We start from the raw sequence: 17,656 nt of genomic DNA on the forward strand, positions 1-17,656 counted from the left end.
CGGCACACCGACGGCTGTCGGACCCGGTTGGCACCATGGACGTGTGAGCCGCGTGCCCTCGACGACCGACCCGATGACCCGCTTCAGCGCGCTGACGCGCGAGTGGTTCACCGGCACCTTCGTCGAGCCCACCCCGGCGCAGGCGCAGGCGTGGAACGCCATCGCCGACGGCGAGAACACACTGGTCATCGCGCCGACCGGGTCGGGAAAGACGCTCGCCGCGTTCCTGTGGGCGATCGACGGGCTGACCCGTGAGCCCCCCTCGCACGCTGCAGGGGCCCGGTCCACCCGGGTGCTGTACGTATCCCCGCTCAAGGCGCTGGCCGTCGACGTCGAACGTAACCTGCGCACCCCGCTGACCGGCATCGCGCGCATTGCCGAACGCACCGGTCAGCCACCACCGGCCATCAGCGTGGGGGTGCGGTCCGGCGACACCCCACCGGCCAAGCGCCGGGAGCTGATCACCAAGCCGCCCGACATCCTGATCACCACGCCCGAGTCGCTGTTCCTGATGCTGACCTCGGCCGCCCGCGACACCCTGGCCGGGATACAGACCGTCATCGTCGACGAGGTGCACGCCGTGGCCGGCACCAAGCGCGGCGCGCATCTGGCCCTGTCGCTGGAGCGCCTCGACGCGATGCTCGCACACCCTGCGCAGCGCATCGGGCTGTCGGCGACGGTGCGCCCGGCCGAGGAGGTCGCCCGGTTCCTGTCCGGGTCGTCCCCCACCACCATCGTGGCGCCCCCGGCGGCCAAGACATTCGACCTGACCGTGCAGGTGCCGGTGCCCGACATGGCCAACCTCGAGGACAACTCGATCTGGCCCGAGGTCGAGCAACGCATCGTCGACCTGGTCGAGGCGCACAACAGCTCGATCGTGTTCGCCAACTCGCGCCGCCTGGCCGAACGGCTGACCGCGCGGCTCAACGAGATCCACGCCGAACGCGCCGGGCTCGAACTGGGCTCGCACAATCTGGGGGTAGCCGGCGGTGCGCCGGCACACATCATGGGCAGCGGGCAGACCTTCGGCGCCGAACCCGTACTGGCCCGCGCCCATCACGGCTCGGTCAGCAAGGAGGCCCGAGCCGAGGTCGAGGACGCGTTGAAGAGCGGCCGGCTCAAGGCCGTGGTCGCGACGTCGAGCCTGGAACTCGGCATCGACATGGGTTCGGTCGATCTGGTGATCCAGGTCGAGACCCCGCCGTCGGTGGCCAGCGGCCTGCAGCGCATCGGCCGGGCCGGGCATCAGGTCGGCGAGATCAGCCAGGGGGTGCTGTTCCCCAAACACCGCACCGACCTGATCGGCTGCGCCGTCAGCGTGCAACGGATGCTGGCCGCTCAGATCGAGACCATGGCCGTCCCGGCCAACCCGCTCGACGTGCTCGCCCAGCACACCGTGGCCGCCAGCGCGCTGGAGCCGATCGACGCGGACCGCTGGTTCGACACCGTGCGGCGCAGCGCCCCGTTCGCGACGCTGCCACGCAGCGCGTTCGAGGCCACACTGGACCTGTTGTCGGGCAAGTACCCGTCCACGCAGTTCGCCGAACTGCGTCCGCGCATCGTCTACGACCGCGATGCCGGCACCCTGACCGCACGGCCCGGGGCGCAGCGGCTGGCCGTCACCTCCGGCGGCGCCATCCCCGACCGGGGCCTGTTCACCGTCTACCTCGCTTCGTCGGCCGACTCCGAGAAGCCCTCGCGGGTAGGTGAACTCGATGAGGAGATGGTCTACGAGTCACGCCCCGGCGACGTCATCTCGCTGGGTGCGACGAGCTGGCGGATCACCGAGATCACCCATGACCGGGTGCTGGTCGTGCCCGCCCCGGGCGAGCCGGCACGGCTGCCGTTCTGGCGCGGCGACGGCGTCGGCAGGCCGGTCGAACTCGGCGCGGCGATCGGCGCGTTCACCGGTGAGCTGGCCAGGCTTGACCGCGACGGGTTCGAAACGCGCTGCCGTGAAGTCGGTTTCGATGCCTTCGCCACCGACAATCTCTGGCAGCTGATCGACGAACAGCGCCAGGCCACCTCGGCGGTGCCGTCGGACAGCACGCTCGTCGTCGAACGGTTCCGCGACGAACTCGGCGACTGGCGGGTCATCCTGCACTCCCCCTACGGACTTCGGGTGCACGGGCCGCTCGCGCTGGCAGTGGGCAAGCGGCTCTACGAGCGCTACGGCATCGACGAGAAACCCACCGCCTCCGACGACGGCATCATCGTGCGCCTACCCGACACCGACGACCGGCCGCCGGGTGCCGACATCTTCGTCTTCGATCCCGACGAGATCGAACCGCTGGTCACCACCGAGGTCAGCGGCTCGGCGCTGTTCGCCTCCCGGTTCCGCGAGTGCGCCGCCCGCGCGCTGCTGCTGCCGCGCCGCCACCCGGGCAAGCGATCGCCGCTGTGGCATCAGCGCCAGCGCGCCGCGCAGCTGCTCGACGTGGCCAGGGGCTACCCGGATTTCCCGATCGTGCTGGAAGCGGTGCGCGAGTGCCTGCAGGACGTCTACGACGTGCCGAGCCTCACCTCGTTGATGGGGCGCATCGCCGCGCGCCGGGTGCGCCTGCTGGAGGTCGAGACCCAGACACCGTCACCGTTCGCCGCCTCGCTGCTGTTCGGCTACGTCGGCGCGTTCATGTACGAGGGCGACAGCCCCCTGGCCGAACGCCGCGCCGCCGCGCTGGCTCTGGACCCGACGCTGCTGGCCGAACTGCTGGGCCGGGTCGAGCTGCGCGAACTCCTCGACGCCGACGTGGTGGCTGCGACCTCGTCCCAGCTGCAGCATCTGGCCCCGGACCGGCTGGCCCGCGACGCCGAGGCGGTGGCCGACCTGCTGCGCCTGCTGGGTCCGCTGACCCTCGAGGAGGTCGCCGCCCGCAGCACCACCGAGGACGTCGGCGGCTGGCTGGAGGGCCTGCTGACGGCCAAGCGCGCCCTGCCGGTGGCCTACGCCGGGCGGACGTGGTGGGCGGCGATCGAGGACATCGGAAGGCTGCGCGACGGTGTCGGTGTCGCCGTCCCGATCGGCGTCCCGATCGCGTTCCTCGAACCGGTCGTCGACCCGCTGGGTGAACTGTTGTCCCGCTTCGCCCGTACCCGGGGGCCGTTCACCACCACCGAGGCCGCCGCCCGCTTCGGGCTCGGCTTGCGGGTGACCGCCGACTTACTGGGCCGGCTGGCGGTGGACGCGAAGCTGGTGCGCGGCGAATTCAGCGACGCGGTGGGCGATTCCGGCGAGCAGTGGTGTGATGCCGAGGTGCTGCGCATTCTTCGGCGGCGCTCGCTGGCGGCCCTGCGGGCCCAGATCGAGCCCGTCAGTACCGCCGCTCTCGGCCGCTTCCTGCCGCCCTGGCAGCTGCTGGGCGCCGAGTCGGTGTCCGGAGTCGACGGGCTGGCCGCGGTCATCGACCAGCTCGCCGGGGTGCCGCTACCCGCCTCGGCGGTCGAACCGTTGGTTCTCGGGCAGCGGGTACGTGACTACCAGCCGGGCATGCTCGACGAGCTGCTCGCCTCCGGGGAGGTGCTGTGGTCCGGTGTCGGCGCACTGTCCGCTGCAGACGGCTGGGTGGCCTTCCACCCGGCCGACACCGCGCCGCTGTCACTGGCACCACCGGGCGAGCTGGAGTTCACCGACGTGCAACGGGCGGTGCTCGACGCGTTGTCCGGCGGCGGGGCCTACTTCTTCCGCCAGCTGTCGCTCGACGGGGTTCCCAACGAGTCGCTCAAAGAGGCTCTTTGGCAACTGATCTGGTCCGGCCGGGTCAGCGGTGACACATTCGCCCCGGTGCGGGCCCTGCTGTCAGGTCCGCGCGGCACCGGATCGCGGCGGGCGGCGGCGCCGTCACACCGGCACCGGCGTCCCCCACGGCTGAGCCGCTACAGCCTGAGTTCGAGCGCGCTGAGCCATCGTGACTCCGACCCCACGGTGGCCGGACGGTGGTCGGTGCTGCCGCCCGCCGAGACCGATACCACCGTCCGGGCGCATTTCCAGGCCGACCAGCTGCTCGCCCGGCACGGTGTGCTCACCAAGGGCGCCGTCGCCGCCGAGAACGTGCCCGGCGGGTTCGCTTCGCTGTACAAGGTGTTGACCGCGATGGAAGAAGCCGGGCGATGCCAGCGCGGATACTTCGTCGAATCGCTGGGCGGCGCCCAGTTCGCCACCGCCAGCACCGTCGACCGGCTGCGCAACCACGCCGACAGCATCGATGACCGGCAGGGCGCGCTGCGGGCAGTCGTACTGGCCGCCGCCGATCCGGCCAACCCGTTCGGCGCGGCGCTGCCGTGGCCGGCCCGCGACACCGAGGCCGAGACGGCACACCGGCCCGGCCGCAAGGCCGGGGCGCTCGTGGTGCTCGTCGACGGCGAGCTGGCCTGGTTCGTCGAACGCGGCGGCCGGTCACTGCTGAGCTTCACCACCGACACCGAGACATCCAACGCGGCGGGCGCGGCACTGGCCGAGTTGGTGACCCGACGGCGGGTCCCGGGACTGCTGGTGGAGCGAATCGACGGGGCCGCGGCTCTGGATCAGCGGGACTCCCCTGCCGGCGACGCACTGTTGGCCGCCGGGTTCGCCCGCACTCCGCGCGGACTGCGGCTGCGCTGATGCCCGAGGGCGACACCGTGTTCCGTGCGGCCGACACGCTGCGCTCGGCGCTGCAGGGGCACGAGCTGACGCGTTGCGACGTCCGGGTCCCGCGCTACGCCGCGGTGGACCTGCGCGGTCAGGTGGTCGACGAAGTGCTCAGCCGGGGAAAGCACCTGTTCATTCGGGTCGGCGCGGCCAGTATCCATTCGCATCTGAAGATGGACGGGGCGTGGGTGATCGGCCGGGTGCGGGCTGCCCCGCACAAGGTGCGCATCGTCCTGGAGACCAGCCGATCCCGGGCCTCGGGTGTGGATCTCGGGGTGCTCGAGATCCTGGACCGCGACACCGACATGGCCGCCGTCGAACACCTCGGACCCGACCTGCTGGGCGCCGACTGGTCGGCCGAGGCGGCCGCGGCCAACCTGGTCGCCGACCCGGGCCGCCCGCTGGCCGAGACGCTGCTGGACCAGCGGGTGATGGCCGGCGTGGGCAATGTGTACGCCAACGAGCTGTGTTTCGTGTTCGGGTTACGTCCCGGTACCGCAGTCGCCGAGTTGCCCGACCCGGTCCGCGTCGCCCATCGCGCCCAGCAGATGTTGTGGCTGAACAGGTTACGGGTCAACCGGACCACCACCGGCAACACCAGACCCGGTCAGGACCTCTGGGTATACGGTCGGGCCGGGCTGCCGTGCCGGCGCTGCGGAACACTCATCGAGACCGACCGGGACACCGAGCGGGTCACCTACTGGTGCCCCGCCTGCCAGAAATAGTTGTCACTGGGCAGCGGCCCTCGAACCACACACTCGATCACCAAGGTCAATGCGGCGTCACCTGCTGTTGGCAAGATATTTAGTGCACATCGACCAGCTTGGTGGTAATCTATCCTGCAGCGCCGCAGGTCGGGGGACCTGCAAGAAAGGCTGCCCAGTCTGGTCCTGGCAAACTTTCACGTTGCGCTCCAAGCGGGGGATTCGCACAATGGCCAGTGGCCACAGGAGATTTGCACCTGGGAGCTGTAGCCGGGCTCGATGCAACCTGGTTGCGGTGGTGGGCACCATTGCGGTGGCCCCATCTTTGGTCGTCACTGCCAGCATCCTCGGCGGTGCTTCGGGCGACCTTCCTAGGAACGCTCTCGTGGCAACAGCTCCAGTACCCCCCCGCACCGATAACCTTCAGGACCATTCACAGGTTCTGATGAGTGACTCCGAACAGTACTGCGGACGAGCCAGTTCCAACTTCGGGGTTGCGGGCTCGGTCTATATCGTCAGTGGCGTCGCGACGTGCCAGGAAGCAAGATCTGCTGTCGACACCTTTCTCAACGTCCCAGGGCTCGAGCAGACACGCATCGGCACAACAATAGTCAATGACTGGCAATGCCAGAGCTATTCCGACGTCCATGGCGATCTGGGCGAGCAACTCGTCGGCTGCGTACGAGGTCATGAAGGTCAGGACCACGTCATCCTGGTCAACTGAGGAACTGCCACTCGACGAATTCACCTGGGAATGCGACAAATCGGAAGGAGTGACTGATCAACGATGATGAAAGTATCAGTCGTGCTGTTGGCTACGTGGGCGACGACCATCGCCCTAGGCCCGTCAGCCTACGCGTATCCAACCGTCAACTCAGATGACGAGATGTGTGCGTCGCTCAACGACGACGGCAGGGTCTCAATGGTGTCGTGGATGTCGACGTACTTCAAGCTCAAGATCCCCGATGAGATCGCCAGGGGCAACGGCGAGCACACCAACCCGCATCCAACTGAACTCTACAGCCAGCAGATGGTTGATGCGGTAGCAGCCGCATGCCCTGAGTTACTAGGTTCGTTGGCTCAAGCGCACGCGGACATCGATCAACTTTCGCTCAACGATCGGGCGGTGCTCGTCGATATGGCGGGCGATAGGAACCTGGCCGATGGATGAGGAAACGGCTGCATTGCTGCAGCGAAGGCTCTGTTGCTCAATAGCAAGGGGAACGATGAAGAGACTACTGGTATTGGGCGCGGCTCTCGCGACGGCGACTGGCGTGATGTTCGCCGCCCCGGCCGCGGCCGAGAATATGAGCGTCATCTATCACACCGACCACGGTCCCGTGACGACGACCTGGCTCAGAAGTGGCCTCGCCGACAATGATTCCGGGGGTACTCCCTTCGTTGAGGTGCTGACCATAAATCCCACGATCGGGACGGCAACCATGAACCCTACCGGAGGCTGGACTGCTATCTGCCCTGACGGTACGCGGCGGGCAAGCGGGACGGGTTCTAGCTACAAAGTCGGCCCGCATTCGGAGGCAACGGGGTTGCTGTACTTCGAAGGCCCAGCGTGCGCGGCCGTGGCGCTCGACACCGTGTCGGGGCCAGAAGGCATCATCGGGCCGGGAGCATGAGGCCGGTAACCGCAGCAGGGCCGGCGGTGACGGACATCGCGCTTGCCGCCCGAGCCGGCGCCGCATCCGAGTCGGGATTACGCGCAATCGTTGCGGCGGAATCAATGAGGGCCGCGATCACCGCCGGGATGCCAGCGATGCTAGGGGCGTTGTGTCTGATACTCGCTGCGCCGGCCGCCGCCGACACCAGCAACACCGTGCTAGTGCCAGGCGGGTCGGTGACCATTACGTGGCGGAGCGGGGGAATCGAGCAATCGCGGTCCGGCGATCCAATCGCCACCGTGTACGTGTTCACGAGTAACGACAGCCCAGGTCTACTGTTCTTGAACGAGAACAGGGAATGGGCCGCGATATGCGCTGACGGCGCCAGGCTGCCCTCGACGGTCGGCTGGCAGGAGATCCCGCCGCAATCGTCAGCGGCCGGTCAGTTCTATTTTGAGGGTCCGGCGTGCCCGCCTGTCGCGCTCGACCTTGGCGACACCGTGATCGGGCCTGGCGCATGATTGCCCGCACAACCACCGCGGCACCGCCCAGCTACGGGACCACGGCAGACATTGCGCGGAATTCCTTGGCGAGCCGCCGCAGCGACGTGACGGTGCATTCTGCCAACACAACACAACTCTGCACCGCCTCTCACGTCAGCAACACAGGCTCGACACACGAAGCCGAACAAGAGGCTACGCGGCCCAACCAACAGAGAAGGTTGCGATGAGACACACGTTGAAGGTGACCACCATTTCGTTCATCGCCGTTTGTCTTTCCTTACTGCACACGCCAGCCTCCGCTTCGGCTGACCCGGCAGCCGCCAAGGCCGAACTCCATCAGCGGCTCGAGCAGGAGATCGCCGAATTCTGCAGGGCGGTTCATCAATCGACACCGTCGATTCCGATTGCGGCCATCATTGCGGAGCACACGGCAGAAACCGGCGACTATCCCAACCTGGTTTTCGAGTACAAGCGCGTCGGTTGTCACGGCGAAGACATGCCTGCCCTGCAGCAATGCGGGTTCTGCGGCCTGACCAGGGACGGCATGGCCTGCGCGGTCAAGACCTTCGCATACAGGGATGGACACTACGAAGAAGTGGCAGACGAAATGCGTGGCATCTTCGAGTAGACGTCGAGCTCCCGGCTCCAACAGCACCGTTCGCCAATTCGCCGTCACATCACACCGCAACGCAGAACAGAAGGAGTGGAACTGATGAAAGCGGTCCTAGGCATGAAAAGTCCGCCAGCACTGTTGGTAGTGTGCGCCGCGGCGTCGGCCGGGCTTGCTTTGGCAGCCCCAGTCGAAGCCGAGAACACTGTGTCCTGGGTGGATTCAGGTCGCAACGAGTACGGCCTTGTGTTCATCAAGACGTTCGTGCACAACACCAGCAGCGTGGATACGGTCATCAACCCCGATCACGCTTGGGATGGTGTTTGCCCCGACGGGTCGACGCTGTTAGCGCTTCCGGGGAGTGGTCACGTCCCCGTCTCCGCTGGTGAAAGCGGCGAATTGATCATGTTCTTCGACGGTGAGTGCCCTGGCGGGGTGCTGCCGGTGGGACTCGACATCGGCAGCCGCATCGTTGGGCCGGGCGCATGAGCGCCGCAGTAACGGTCGGTGTGGCGGCGTTGCAAGTCGAAAACCCCAACGGTTGGTCAAGAATCTCCGTTCGTCGACATCGACGGGGCGGATGGAACAGCGCGCTATCCCGACGGCCACCACAGCCTGCCGTGCCCGTCGTAGACAGGGACAACCACCCAGCCAGCCACACCTGATTTCTGGAACCGAAATAGCAAGGAGGACAATGTGAAAAGTCTACCGGTGGTTGGCTCAATTTCAGCGACGGCAGTAGCTAGCTTGGCATTGGGCCCGGGTGCCGCCCTAGGCCACGCAGCACCAGACTATGACCAGATCAAACACGACATTTGCGCTGAGCTTCGAGCAGGTGTTCCACCGGAGCAGGTTGTCGCCAAACTAGCGGAGTTTGATTCAGAAATCGCAGGGCAGCTTTGGGACCATTCCAGAGCTTTGCTCTGCCCTGAATTCAACCGAGACTTAGGGGTGTGAGATGAAGCGAACAGCAGCAGCAGCAGCAACGACCGGTCTGCTCGGCCTGGGCCTGGCAGCCCCCGCACAAGCTGACTACACCGAAGTCGAACTAGGCCACCTAACCTGTTCGATCGCGGGCGCCAGCCATGTTAGCCCGGCCTCTGCGAAGGCAGCCAACATCTGGCTGTGGACCCAGCCAGGTATGAACCGAGCGTTTATGTCTCAAGTCTTCAGCGTGGCTGACCAGGTTTGTCCTGGGTTCTCGGCGAACTTCCAACGGGCTGTAGCGGAGCTCTCGGCTATGCCGCCCGAACAACAACGCGCCGTGGTAGAGGAGGCGGAACGTATCGCGGCGAAGGATTGGTCCATCGGCGGCCGCTAGCTAGCTTCCGCGCTGGCAGTCAAGGTTGACGTTGGGCGTGGTTGACTGGCCGGGCGGGGAGCTCGGCTCTTAGCGCGATGAACAGTGCGTCTGTGTTGGTTGGTGGGCCGTCGCGTTCCGGGCAGGCTGATTAGTCGCCGTGCTGTGGCAGGCTTTCGTGTGCGCCGTATGGCGGCCCAGTGCGAGCGGGCCGCAAGCTAGGTTGCGCCGTCGAGCGGCATAGCCCTCAAGGCCGTCACCGTTCGCCGTGAGCCTTCCTTGACGATAGCGCCGTTCACCGAAGGGTTGTTGGATTCGCGGGAGTCGGTAGGCCAGCCGGCAGGCGTGGCGGGCGAGCGCTACGCGGGCCTGGATCGGGGTCATGCCGCGGGCCCGCAGTTGCGCGTCGCTCTCGGCGAACGGTGGTGACTTCTGAGCCAGGCCCCAGGCCGTCCCCATCAGGGCATCGCGGTGTTCGGCCAGCCCCGTCGAGAGATCCCCTCGCCGGTTCAGCGTCGCGGACTGGTAGAGCGCTGGCGCCAAACCCGTTGCAGAGTAGAGATGTTCCGCATCGGGAAAGCGTTCGATCAGCAGGATGTGTGCGGCGAAGGCCGCCGCGCGGATCGAGGCGACGCCGGGAATGGTGGTCAGGATCTGACCGTCGGCGTTGGCGAGCAACGCCACGACCCTCACCTCGAGAGCCTCGATGTCTGTCCGTAGTCGACGGTATCGGTCCATATCGCGGTTCAGCCCTTGAGCACGTTGGTGGGCATCGGCCGGCGGAGGTAGACATCCGCGCCAACGCTGCAGCCAGTAATGGGCGGTGTTTGTCGTCAAACGCCCCGGCGCCCGGCACATCAACGACCGCAGTTGTGATGCTCGTCCGGAAAACGCCGCCGCACAAGCCAGTACTGCCAGGCCCGTGGGCGTCTCCGGCGCCAGGGATCGCCCATGACCCGCCGGTGCTGACAACCCGGGACACAGGGCATTGAGCTGGTCGTGCGGCCGCTGTTGAGCGACTTTGCGGCCGGCCACCAACTCACGGCGATGCCGGACCGCGGCACGCAGCGCCTCCACCGATGTCTGCTGGCCATAGCGTCGACCACCGACTTGGCGGGCCATCTACGTCAACGCCGCACGGTCGCGATCGTCGGTCTTGAACCTGCCGAGCCCAACTGCACGCGTGCAGACTTCGTCTCCGAGGGCGCGAACAGGCGTGTCGAACCGGGATGACGGCGTTCCAGTTCGGTGACCCAGCCTCGGTGCAGGCTGCCCGTCGCCTCGATCGCAACACCCGGGTATCGGGACCGTGCTTGCTCAGCGCCAGCTCCAGCTGGTAAATGCCTTCTCGCGAGACCGACAACGATACGGATGACCAGCGTTCCCAAGCCGTTGCTTATCCACACTCGATGGAACGCCTTGCCCGGATCTGTCGCGACGATCACCGTCGCCGGACCAAGCGCAACTCCCAAAACTGACATGAGTAGCCTCCTCCGAACCGGACCTCCTACAGGGATCCGCTTAGTGACTACTCATGGCCTATCAGCCACCTCGACCGAAATGCGCTGGTGGCGATGCAGCCACACGACGCCCGGGTTCAAATGGCCCCTGCCAGCGACCGGAGCAAGTCGTCGCCTCACGTGGCCGAGGCGCCGATCTTCACCAGATTCTCGGCGAAGACCCGTGTCCGCGCCAGCTATGGGCTCCAGCCAGGGTGTTCAGTTCAGGTGCGGTGCATCCGTAGCTGAGCTTGGGGTGTTTGATCCGTCCTTCGCGTCCGGTTCGCCATTTGATTCTGGCCCGAAACGCTTTTCGATATTCGAGGCGACACCGCCGAGCGGCACGGCGTACCGGGCGACGCGGTCGATCGCTGCCAGGTTGGGTACGTCGCAGTCGGCGGCGTCACAGATCTGGTGGTCGTTCGGATTGGCCCCCAAAAAGGGATTCGCGAAGAATTTCAGATCCTGCAGTTCATCGACAAGCCCCGCGACATCGTTGCGAGGGCTGCGAAGAACCGGTGTTGACCAAGTCGAGCACATCACCAGAAATAGCGCAGTTCTTGAATACGTCCACTGCGCCAGCACGCTGACCGGACTCCAGGCTCAGACGGTGCAGTCGACACCGGCAGCGTCGCGAGCGATCACGCACGCCGACGGATTCGACAGCTTCCAGGTGCCGCCCTGGTCCACCCAGTAGATGTCGTGGGTCTTGGTACCGAAGATCGGGATGGTCACCGCCAGCTGGGCGTCGACCCGGTCCCCGTTGAGCACCGGGTTCTGCACCTGCCAGGACAGCAAGCCGCCGTAGGAGTTCAATCGATTGGCGATGTTGTCGGCGGTCGGGACCGCGGCCTGACCGCCGGCGAGAAGATCCGCCCGCTGATCGGCGGGAATCCCCATGTTGAGCACCTGCTGCAGGTCCGAGGTCAACTCGCCGGCGCTGGGCGCCGCCGGCTGCGCCGAGGCGACCCCCACTCCGGCGAACGCGCCCGCCGCCACCACCGTCATCGCCGCCACTGCAGCACGCTTCACCGTCATCCTCCTGATCTGACCCGACCCCGCGGCACACCACACCACGCGACCACCGATCCGACAAGACCTACGTCCCGTCGCCGAACTGGCATTCCAGCAGCAAAAGTGCGAGAGGATCGCTGCTGGAATGCCAGTTCGGCGAAAACGGGGGCTAGGGCGTGTCTGACGAAAGTTTCGGGTGTTGTGCCTGAGGCTTGAGGGATGTCGCGGTTTCAGTTGTTGTCCGATGAGCAGTGGGCATTGATCGAGGATCTGTTACCGGGTCCGACGGGTAAGCGGGGCAGGCCTTTCCGTGATGCCCGGTCGATGGTGGAGGGCATCATCTACCGGTACCGGTGCGGGATCGCCTGGCGTGATGTGCCCGCCGAGTTCGGGCCATGGCAAACGATCTGGACCTGGCACCGACGGATGAGCGCCGACGGCAGCTGGGATGCGCTGTTGACGCGGCTGCTCTCGGCGGCCGAGGCGGCCGGCATCGTCGACTGGTCGGTAGCCGTGGACTCCACGATCGCTCGCGCCCATCAGCACGCCACGAACCTCACTCGCCACACAGGGGGCTGGGTCGAATTACACCAATCCGGGCATCGAGCCGCCTGATCACGGTATCGGCCGCTCCCGCGGCGGGCTGACCAGCAAGATCCATCACCTCGTCGACGGGCGGGGACGCCCGCTTGTGGTGCTGGTCTCGGCCGGTCAGGCCAACGACGCACCGGTCTTCGAGTACCTGTTGGCCCAGCTTCGCGTGCCCCGCCTCGGCGGCGGTGCGGCCCGCACCCGCCCCGATCGGGTACGCGGCGACAAGGCCTACTCCAGTCGCGCCATCCGCACCGAGCTGCGCCGTCGCGGGATCATCGCGGTGATCCCGCAACCATCGGATCAGATCGCCCACCGCCAACGCAAAGGGTCGCGCGGCGGCCGACCACCGGCCTTCGATGCCACCGATTACAAGGGCCGCAACGTCATCGAACGAGGCTTCAACACAACCAAGCAGTGGCGCGGACTGGCCACCCGCTACGACAAACTCGCCATCGTCTACCGCGGCGCAGCAGTCCTACGCGCCATCACTCTCTGGCTACCCTATTTATCAGACACGCCCTAGTTCCAGGGCAGGGCGAGCTTGACGATCTTGCGCACCACTGTCGCGAACTGACGCGGCAGCGGACCGGTGTTGTAGGGGACGCCGTATCGGCCGCAGATCTCGCGCACGCCGGCCGAGATCTCGGCGTGCCGGTGCGCGGGGATGTCGGGGAACAGGTGGTGTTCGATCTGGAAGGACAGGTTGCCGCTCAGGATGTGGAACAGCTTGCCGCCGGTCAGGTTGGCCGAACCGAGGATCTGCCGGAAGTACCACTGGCCACGAGACTCGGCCTTCGTCTCCTCGACCGTGAACTCCTGCACATCCTCGGGGAAGTGTCCGCAGAAGATGATCATGTAGGACCACACGTTGCGGATCAGGTTCGCCGTCAGGTTGCCGGTGAACACCCACGGCGCGAACGGCCCGGCCAGCAGCGGGAACGCCACGTAGTCCTTGAGCGTCTGGCGCTTGGTCTTCGCCCAGATACCGGAGAGGATCTCACGCTTGTCGGACAGCGAGATCTCGCCGCGGGCGATCTTCTCGCTCTCCAGCTCGTGCAGCGCCACGCCGTACTGGAACAGCACCATCAACAGGAAGGCCCACAGCGGGTTGCCCAGGTAGTAGGGGTGCCACTTCTGGTCCGGGCTCATCCGCAGGATGCCGTAACCCACGTCGCGGTCCAGACCGACGATGTTGGTGTAGGTGTGGTGCATGTAGTTGTGCGAATGCCGCCACTGCTCGGCCGGGCACGCGGTGTCCCATTCGAATCCGCGGCTGGAGAGCGCCGGATCGCCCATCCAGTCGTACTGGCCGTGCATGACGTTGTGGCCGATCTCCATGTTGTCGATGATCTTGCTCAGTCCCAGCATCGCGCTGCCGGCCAGCCAGAACGGCGGGAAGATGCCGCCGAACAGCAGCGCGCGGCCGCCGACCTCGAGGGTGCGCTGCGCCTTGATCATCCGCCGGATGTAGCTGGCGTCGCGCTCGCCGAGATCGGCGATGACGCGTTCTTTGAGTTCGTCGAGTTCGCGCCCGAAGGCCTCCGCCTGTTCGGGGCTCAGGGTGACGGTCCTGCCTGCGACGGTCTTCGAGATCGTCTGGGCCGGTCCGGGCCGAGTAGTGGTGGTTTCTTCGGTGGTCGAGGTGTCGGTCATCATGTCTCCTTGGTCTTCACAGAGCGATGTCGACGTCGCCGGCGGGTGCGGACACGCAGATCTGCACGTCCTCCGCATCCGTCGAGGACACCGCGCCGGTGATGAGATTGCGTACCGCTCCGCTGTTCTTGCGGCGCGTGCAGGAAAAGCAGATACCCATTCGGCAGCCGCTTTCCGGGGTCAGTCCGGCCGCCTCGGCCTGACCCAGCAGTGGGTTTCCGTCGTCGTCGATCTCGATCTCGCTGTCGCTGAATCGGATCCGCCCACCGGAAGCCTGCTGCGGTGCGAGGGCCGGCGGTACGAAACTCTCCGAGCGCGCATGCGGGAACTGCCCGCGCACCGCGTCGACGAGGGCCGGCGGCCCGCACACGTAGACGTGTCCGGGCTCGATTCCGGCTGCGGCGACGTGGTCGGGGCCGAAGCGTCCGAACAGGTCCGAGGCCGCCGGCTCGCGGGTGTAGCCGTGCAGGACGGTCACATTGGGCATCTCGGCGGCGGTCAGGGCCAGCTCGTCGCGGTAGCACGCCTCCTGCGCCGAGCGGGCGTAGTGCAGGAACACGACACGGCCGCGGTGCCGGCGCGCCCGCAATGTGCGAAGCATCGACATCACCGGGGTGATCCCGGTTCCGCCGGAGACGAACAGGACGGGCTCAGCGAGGGCGTCCGGGAGGGTGAACTCCCCGCCCACCGAATCCAGACCGACGACCATGCCGCGACGGGCGTGCTCGACCAGATAGGTCGAGACGACACGGCCGTCGTGCCGGCCGACGGTCAGCTCCAGGTGGGGGTCGGCCTCGGCGCTGGCGAGCGAGTACGGCCGGGTGCGCCGCCGCCCGTCGATCTCGACGGTGACGTTGACGTGCTGCCCGGCCCGCAGGCCGGCGCGCAGCCCGTCGAACGCCCGGTTGGGGGCCAGCGTCAGCGTGACGCTGCGCGGTGTGGTGTGGCGCACCCCGACGATGCGGGCACGGGCCTGACCCCGCGTCCAGGTCGGGTCGACCAACTCGGTGTAGCGGTCGACGCCGTGTGGACCGGCGAGCAGGTCCAACAGCGCGGACCGCTTCACCCGCCTGGTCAAAGTTTCAGTAAACATATGTTCACTGTTGGTGACGTAACCTGTGATGGTCAAGGGAAACAAGCAGGTTGTGGTAGGTTTCACAAAGTGAACAGTCGTACGCCCAAGTCACGGTCGCGGGAGTCGTCGCGCCGGGACAAGGGCCGCGACCGGCCCGGTGACCACGCCACCCGGGAGGAACGCAAGGAAGCCACCCGGCGCGCCATCGTCTCGGCCGCGCTGCACCTGCTGGCCGAACGCAGTTTCAGTGCGCTCAGCCTGCGCGAGGTCACCCGCGAGGCCGGCATCTCGCCCGCCGCGTTCTATCGCCACTTCGAGTCGATGGAAGCCCTGGGGCTTGCGCTGATCGACGAGTCGTTCCGCATCCTGCGCGACATGCTGCGCGGCGCCCGGGCGGGCAAGCTCGACCCCACCCGCGTCATCGAGTCCTCGGTCGACATCCTCATCGACGGTGTGCAGGAGCGCCGCGAGCACTGGCGGTTCATCGGGCGGGAACGCTCCAGCGGCGTGACGGTGCTGCGCTACGCGATCCGCACCGAGATCCGGCTGATCACCTCGGAGTTGGCCATCGACCTGGCCCGCTTCCCCGGGCTGCACACCTGGAGCAGTGAAGACCTCAACATCCTGGCCAGCGTGTTCGTCAACGCGATGATCGTCATCGCCGAGTCGCTGGAGGACACCACCGACCCGGCCGCGATCGCCGAGATCAAACGCATCGCCGTCAAACAGCTTCGAATGATCGCGATCGGCGTGGCGGGGTGGCGCAGCAGTTAACGTGACGGGCATGGCGCCTGTCCTCGAAGTCACCCGTCCCCGTCCCGAGATCACGGTCCTTACCCTCAACCGACCGGACAAGCTCAACGCGCTGTCCTACGAACTGGTCGAGGAGTTGCACCGCGCGCTCGACGAGATCGCCGCCGACAACACCTGCCGGGTGGTGGTGCTGGCCGGGGCCGGACGGGGATTCTGCTCCGGGCTCGACCTGACCGCGCCCAACCCGTCGCAGGCCGGCGGCGGGACGGAATTTCCCCGCTCGGGGATGCGCTGGCAGGAACGCATCGCCGATCTGACCAGCAAGATCGGCCGGCTGCGCCAGCCTGTCGTCGCGGCGGTCAACGGAGCCGCATACGGAGGCGGGTTCGGCATCGCGCTGGCCTGCGACATCCGCGTCGCGTCGCCGGCGGCGAAGTTCTGCACCCAGTTCATGAAGCTCGGGCTGGGTGGCTGCGACATCGGGGTCAGCTACACGTTGCCGCGCATCATCGGTGCCGGACCGGCTTTCGACCTGATCCTGACCGCACGCGCGATCGACGCCGACGAGGCGCTGCGGCTGGGTGTGGTCTCCCGGCTGGCCGACTCCGCGACCGACGAAGCGCTGGCGATCGCCGAAACCCTCTGTGGTTATGGGAAATTCGGAGTGGAGTCGACCAAACAGGTGATGTGGGCCAACCTGGAGGCCGGCAGCCTCGACGCCGCCCTGCACCTGGAGAACCGCAGCCAGATCCTGGCCTCGACCAGCGGGGAGATGAGCGAGGCCGCGGGCAGGGTGCTGCGCAGGAACTGACGGCGCCTAGCGCGGGGTGCCGCCGCCGTCGACGATGATCACCTGACCGGTGAGGTAGCTGCCGGCATCCGAGGCCAACAGCAGTGCGGCACCGACCATCTCGTCTGCACTGGCCAGACGCCGCATCAACGTGCCGTTGACCATGCCCTCGATGGCCTCCGGCGGGTTCTTGCGCATCATGTCGGTGTCGACCGGACCGGGCGCCAAGGCGTTCACCCGGATGCCGTCGGCGGCGAACTCGGCGGCCATCGACCGGGTGAACGACATCAGCGCGGCCTTCATCGACGCATAGATCGACAGCATCGGCGCGAAGATGAACCCGCCGATCGACACCATGTTCAGCACTGCGGCATGCGGACTGGACTTCAGGTACGGCAGCGCCTCCTGCACCAGCATCACCGGTCCGCGCAGATTCACCTCGAACGACTTCGTCAGCGCCTCCACCGTCATCTGGCCCAGCGGCTCGGCGAGCGGATTGGCGGCATTGTTCACCAGCACATCGAGGCCGCCGAACTCAGCAACCGTGCGCTCGACCAGTGCGGCGAGGTCGTCGACCTGCCCGAGGTGGGTCGGGACGCCGATAGCTGCGCCACCCAGGCCCCGCAGGTGCTGTGCGGCGGCCTCACAGGCCTCGGGTTTGCGGCTGGCCACCACGACCCGCGCACCGGCGAGCACATAGCCCTGCGCCAGTGCCAGCCCGATCCCCCGGGTGCCGCCGGTGACCACCACGGTCCGGCCGGACATGTCGAACAGCCGATCGAAGGCCGGACGGTCCACTAGATGCACCCGCTGACGCTGATCCGGCGCCCGACATTGGCACACACCGCCACATTCGGCGTGAGGTCCGGCGGCGGGGGCGGCGGGGGCGGAGGCGGAGGGGGAGGGGGAGGCGGCGGC

General features: G+C 66.9%; 17 protein-coding genes and 2 pseudogenes. 12 read left to right on the plus strand and 7 right to left on the minus strand.

Annotation, left to right across the window (positions count from 1 at the left end; genetic code table 11):
* Positions 1–73: 73 nt before the first annotated feature.
* The 9 genes from ACXAID_RS14480 to ACXAID_RS14520 all read left to right on the plus strand — a co-directional run bounded on the left by ACXAID_RS14480 (position 74) and on the right by ACXAID_RS14520 (position 9,381).
* A complete protein-coding gene (locus tag ACXAID_RS14480; RefSeq protein WP_475022923.1) occupies positions 74–4,600 on the plus strand; it encodes an ATP-dependent helicase in 4,527 nt (1,508 codons plus the stop codon).
* The gene (gene nei2, locus ACXAID_RS14485; RefSeq protein WP_475022907.1) at positions 4,600–5,352 is read left to right on the plus strand and encodes an endonuclease VIII Nei2; all 753 of its coding nucleotides are present in this window, start codon (positions 4,600–4,602) and stop codon (positions 5,350–5,352) included. The genes ACXAID_RS14480 and nei2 overlap by 1 nt, the downstream gene beginning before the upstream one ends.
* 274 nt (positions 5,353–5,626) lie before the next feature.
* Complete coding sequence (locus ACXAID_RS14490) at positions 5,627–6,055, plus strand: hypothetical protein (RefSeq protein ID WP_475022908.1); 429 nt, start codon at positions 5,627–5,629, stop codon at positions 6,053–6,055.
* A 63-nt stretch (positions 6,056–6,118) separates the two neighbouring features.
* On the plus strand, positions 6,119–6,502 hold the full coding sequence (locus ACXAID_RS14495) for a hypothetical protein (RefSeq protein ID WP_475022909.1): 384 nt from the start codon (positions 6,119–6,121) through the stop codon (positions 6,500–6,502).
* A 55-nt stretch (positions 6,503–6,557) separates the two neighbouring features.
* On the plus strand, positions 6,558–6,965 hold the full coding sequence (locus ACXAID_RS14500) for a hypothetical protein (protein ID WP_475022910.1): 408 nt from the start codon (positions 6,558–6,560) through the stop codon (positions 6,963–6,965).
* 26 nt (positions 6,966–6,991) lie between these two features.
* On the plus strand, positions 6,992–7,468 hold the full coding sequence (locus ACXAID_RS14505; RefSeq protein ID WP_475022911.1) for a hypothetical protein: 477 nt from the start codon (positions 6,992–6,994) through the stop codon (positions 7,466–7,468).
* A gap of 217 nt (positions 7,469–7,685) precedes the next feature.
* Positions 7,686–8,078: a hypothetical protein gene (locus tag ACXAID_RS14510; RefSeq protein WP_475022912.1), complete on the plus strand. Its 393-nt coding sequence runs from the start codon at positions 7,686–7,688 to the stop codon at positions 8,076–8,078.
* Between the two features lie 75 nt (positions 8,079–8,153).
* A complete protein-coding gene (locus ACXAID_RS14515; protein WP_475022913.1) occupies positions 8,154–8,549 on the plus strand; it encodes a hypothetical protein in 396 nt (131 codons plus the stop codon).
* Positions 8,550–9,018: 469 nt separating this feature from the next.
* Positions 9,019–9,381 carry a hypothetical protein gene (locus ACXAID_RS14520; protein ID WP_475022914.1) on the plus strand — a complete coding sequence of 121 codons (363 nt, stop codon included), beginning with the start codon at positions 9,019–9,021 and terminating at the stop codon, positions 9,379–9,381.
* 69 nt (positions 9,382–9,450) lie between these two features.
* On the opposite strand, the gene ACXAID_RS14525 is transcribed toward ACXAID_RS14520, so the two are convergent.
* The 3 genes and pseudogenes from ACXAID_RS14525 to ACXAID_RS14535 form a co-directional block, all read right to left on the minus strand.
* Positions 9,451–10,044, minus strand: a complete 594-nt coding sequence (locus tag ACXAID_RS14525) for a transposase (protein ID WP_475022915.1) — start codon at positions 10,042–10,044, stop codon at positions 9,451–9,453.
* A gap of 952 nt (positions 10,045–10,996) precedes the next feature.
* Positions 10,997–11,184, minus strand: a pseudogene (locus ACXAID_RS14530) (ISNCY family transposase); the annotation flags it as partial.
* A gap of 278 nt (positions 11,185–11,462) precedes the next feature.
* Positions 11,463–11,897, minus strand: a complete 435-nt coding sequence (locus tag ACXAID_RS14535; RefSeq protein ID WP_475022916.1) for an MTB12 C-terminal domain-containing protein — start codon at positions 11,895–11,897, stop codon at positions 11,463–11,465.
* 195 nt (positions 11,898–12,092) lie between these two features.
* On the opposite strand from ACXAID_RS14535, the gene ACXAID_RS14540 reads away from it, so the two are divergent.
* Positions 12,093–12,990 (plus strand): IS5 family transposase gene (locus tag ACXAID_RS14540; protein ID WP_475022917.1). Its coding sequence is split into 2 segments (ribosomal slippage): positions 12,093–12,439 and positions 12,438–12,990, totalling 900 coding nucleotides; the frame shifts between segments, so codons are not numbered across the junction.
* On the opposite strand, the gene ACXAID_RS14545 is transcribed toward ACXAID_RS14540, so the two are convergent.
* Positions 12,987–14,120, minus strand: a complete 1,134-nt coding sequence (locus ACXAID_RS14545; protein ID WP_475022918.1) for a fatty acid desaturase family protein — start codon at positions 14,118–14,120, stop codon at positions 12,987–12,989. The genes ACXAID_RS14540 and ACXAID_RS14545 overlap by 4 nt on opposite strands.
* Before the next feature lie 16 nt (positions 14,121–14,136).
* Positions 14,137–15,213: a ferredoxin reductase gene (locus ACXAID_RS14550; protein ID WP_475022919.1), complete on the minus strand. Its 1,077-nt coding sequence runs from the start codon at positions 15,211–15,213 to the stop codon at positions 14,137–14,139.
* A gap of 69 nt (positions 15,214–15,282) precedes the next feature.
* Here ACXAID_RS14550 and ACXAID_RS14555 point away from each other — a divergent pair, with 69 nt between their 5' ends.
* Positions 15,283–15,969 carry a TetR family transcriptional regulator gene (locus ACXAID_RS14555; RefSeq protein ID WP_475022920.1) on the plus strand — a complete coding sequence of 229 codons (687 nt, stop codon included), beginning with the start codon at positions 15,283–15,285 and terminating at the stop codon, positions 15,967–15,969.
* Positions 15,970–15,979: 10 nt separating this feature from the next.
* Positions 15,980–16,759, plus strand: a complete 780-nt coding sequence (locus tag ACXAID_RS14560) for an enoyl-CoA hydratase/isomerase family protein (protein ID WP_475022921.1) — start codon at positions 15,980–15,982, stop codon at positions 16,757–16,759.
* 6 nt (positions 16,760–16,765) lie between these two features.
* On the opposite strand, the gene ACXAID_RS14565 is transcribed toward ACXAID_RS14560, so the two are convergent.
* Both ACXAID_RS14565 and ACXAID_RS14570 read right to left on the minus strand, forming a co-directional pair.
* On the minus strand, positions 16,766–17,536 hold the full coding sequence (locus ACXAID_RS14565; protein WP_475022922.1) for an SDR family NAD(P)-dependent oxidoreductase: 771 nt from the start codon (positions 17,534–17,536) through the stop codon (positions 16,766–16,768).
* A pseudogene (locus tag ACXAID_RS14570) lies at positions 17,536–17,656 on the minus strand (RNA-binding protein); the annotation flags it as partial. The gene ACXAID_RS14565 and the pseudogene ACXAID_RS14570, both read right to left, overlap by 1 nt.

Source organism: Mycobacterium sp. ABE4_509 (genome assembly GCF_056160785.1).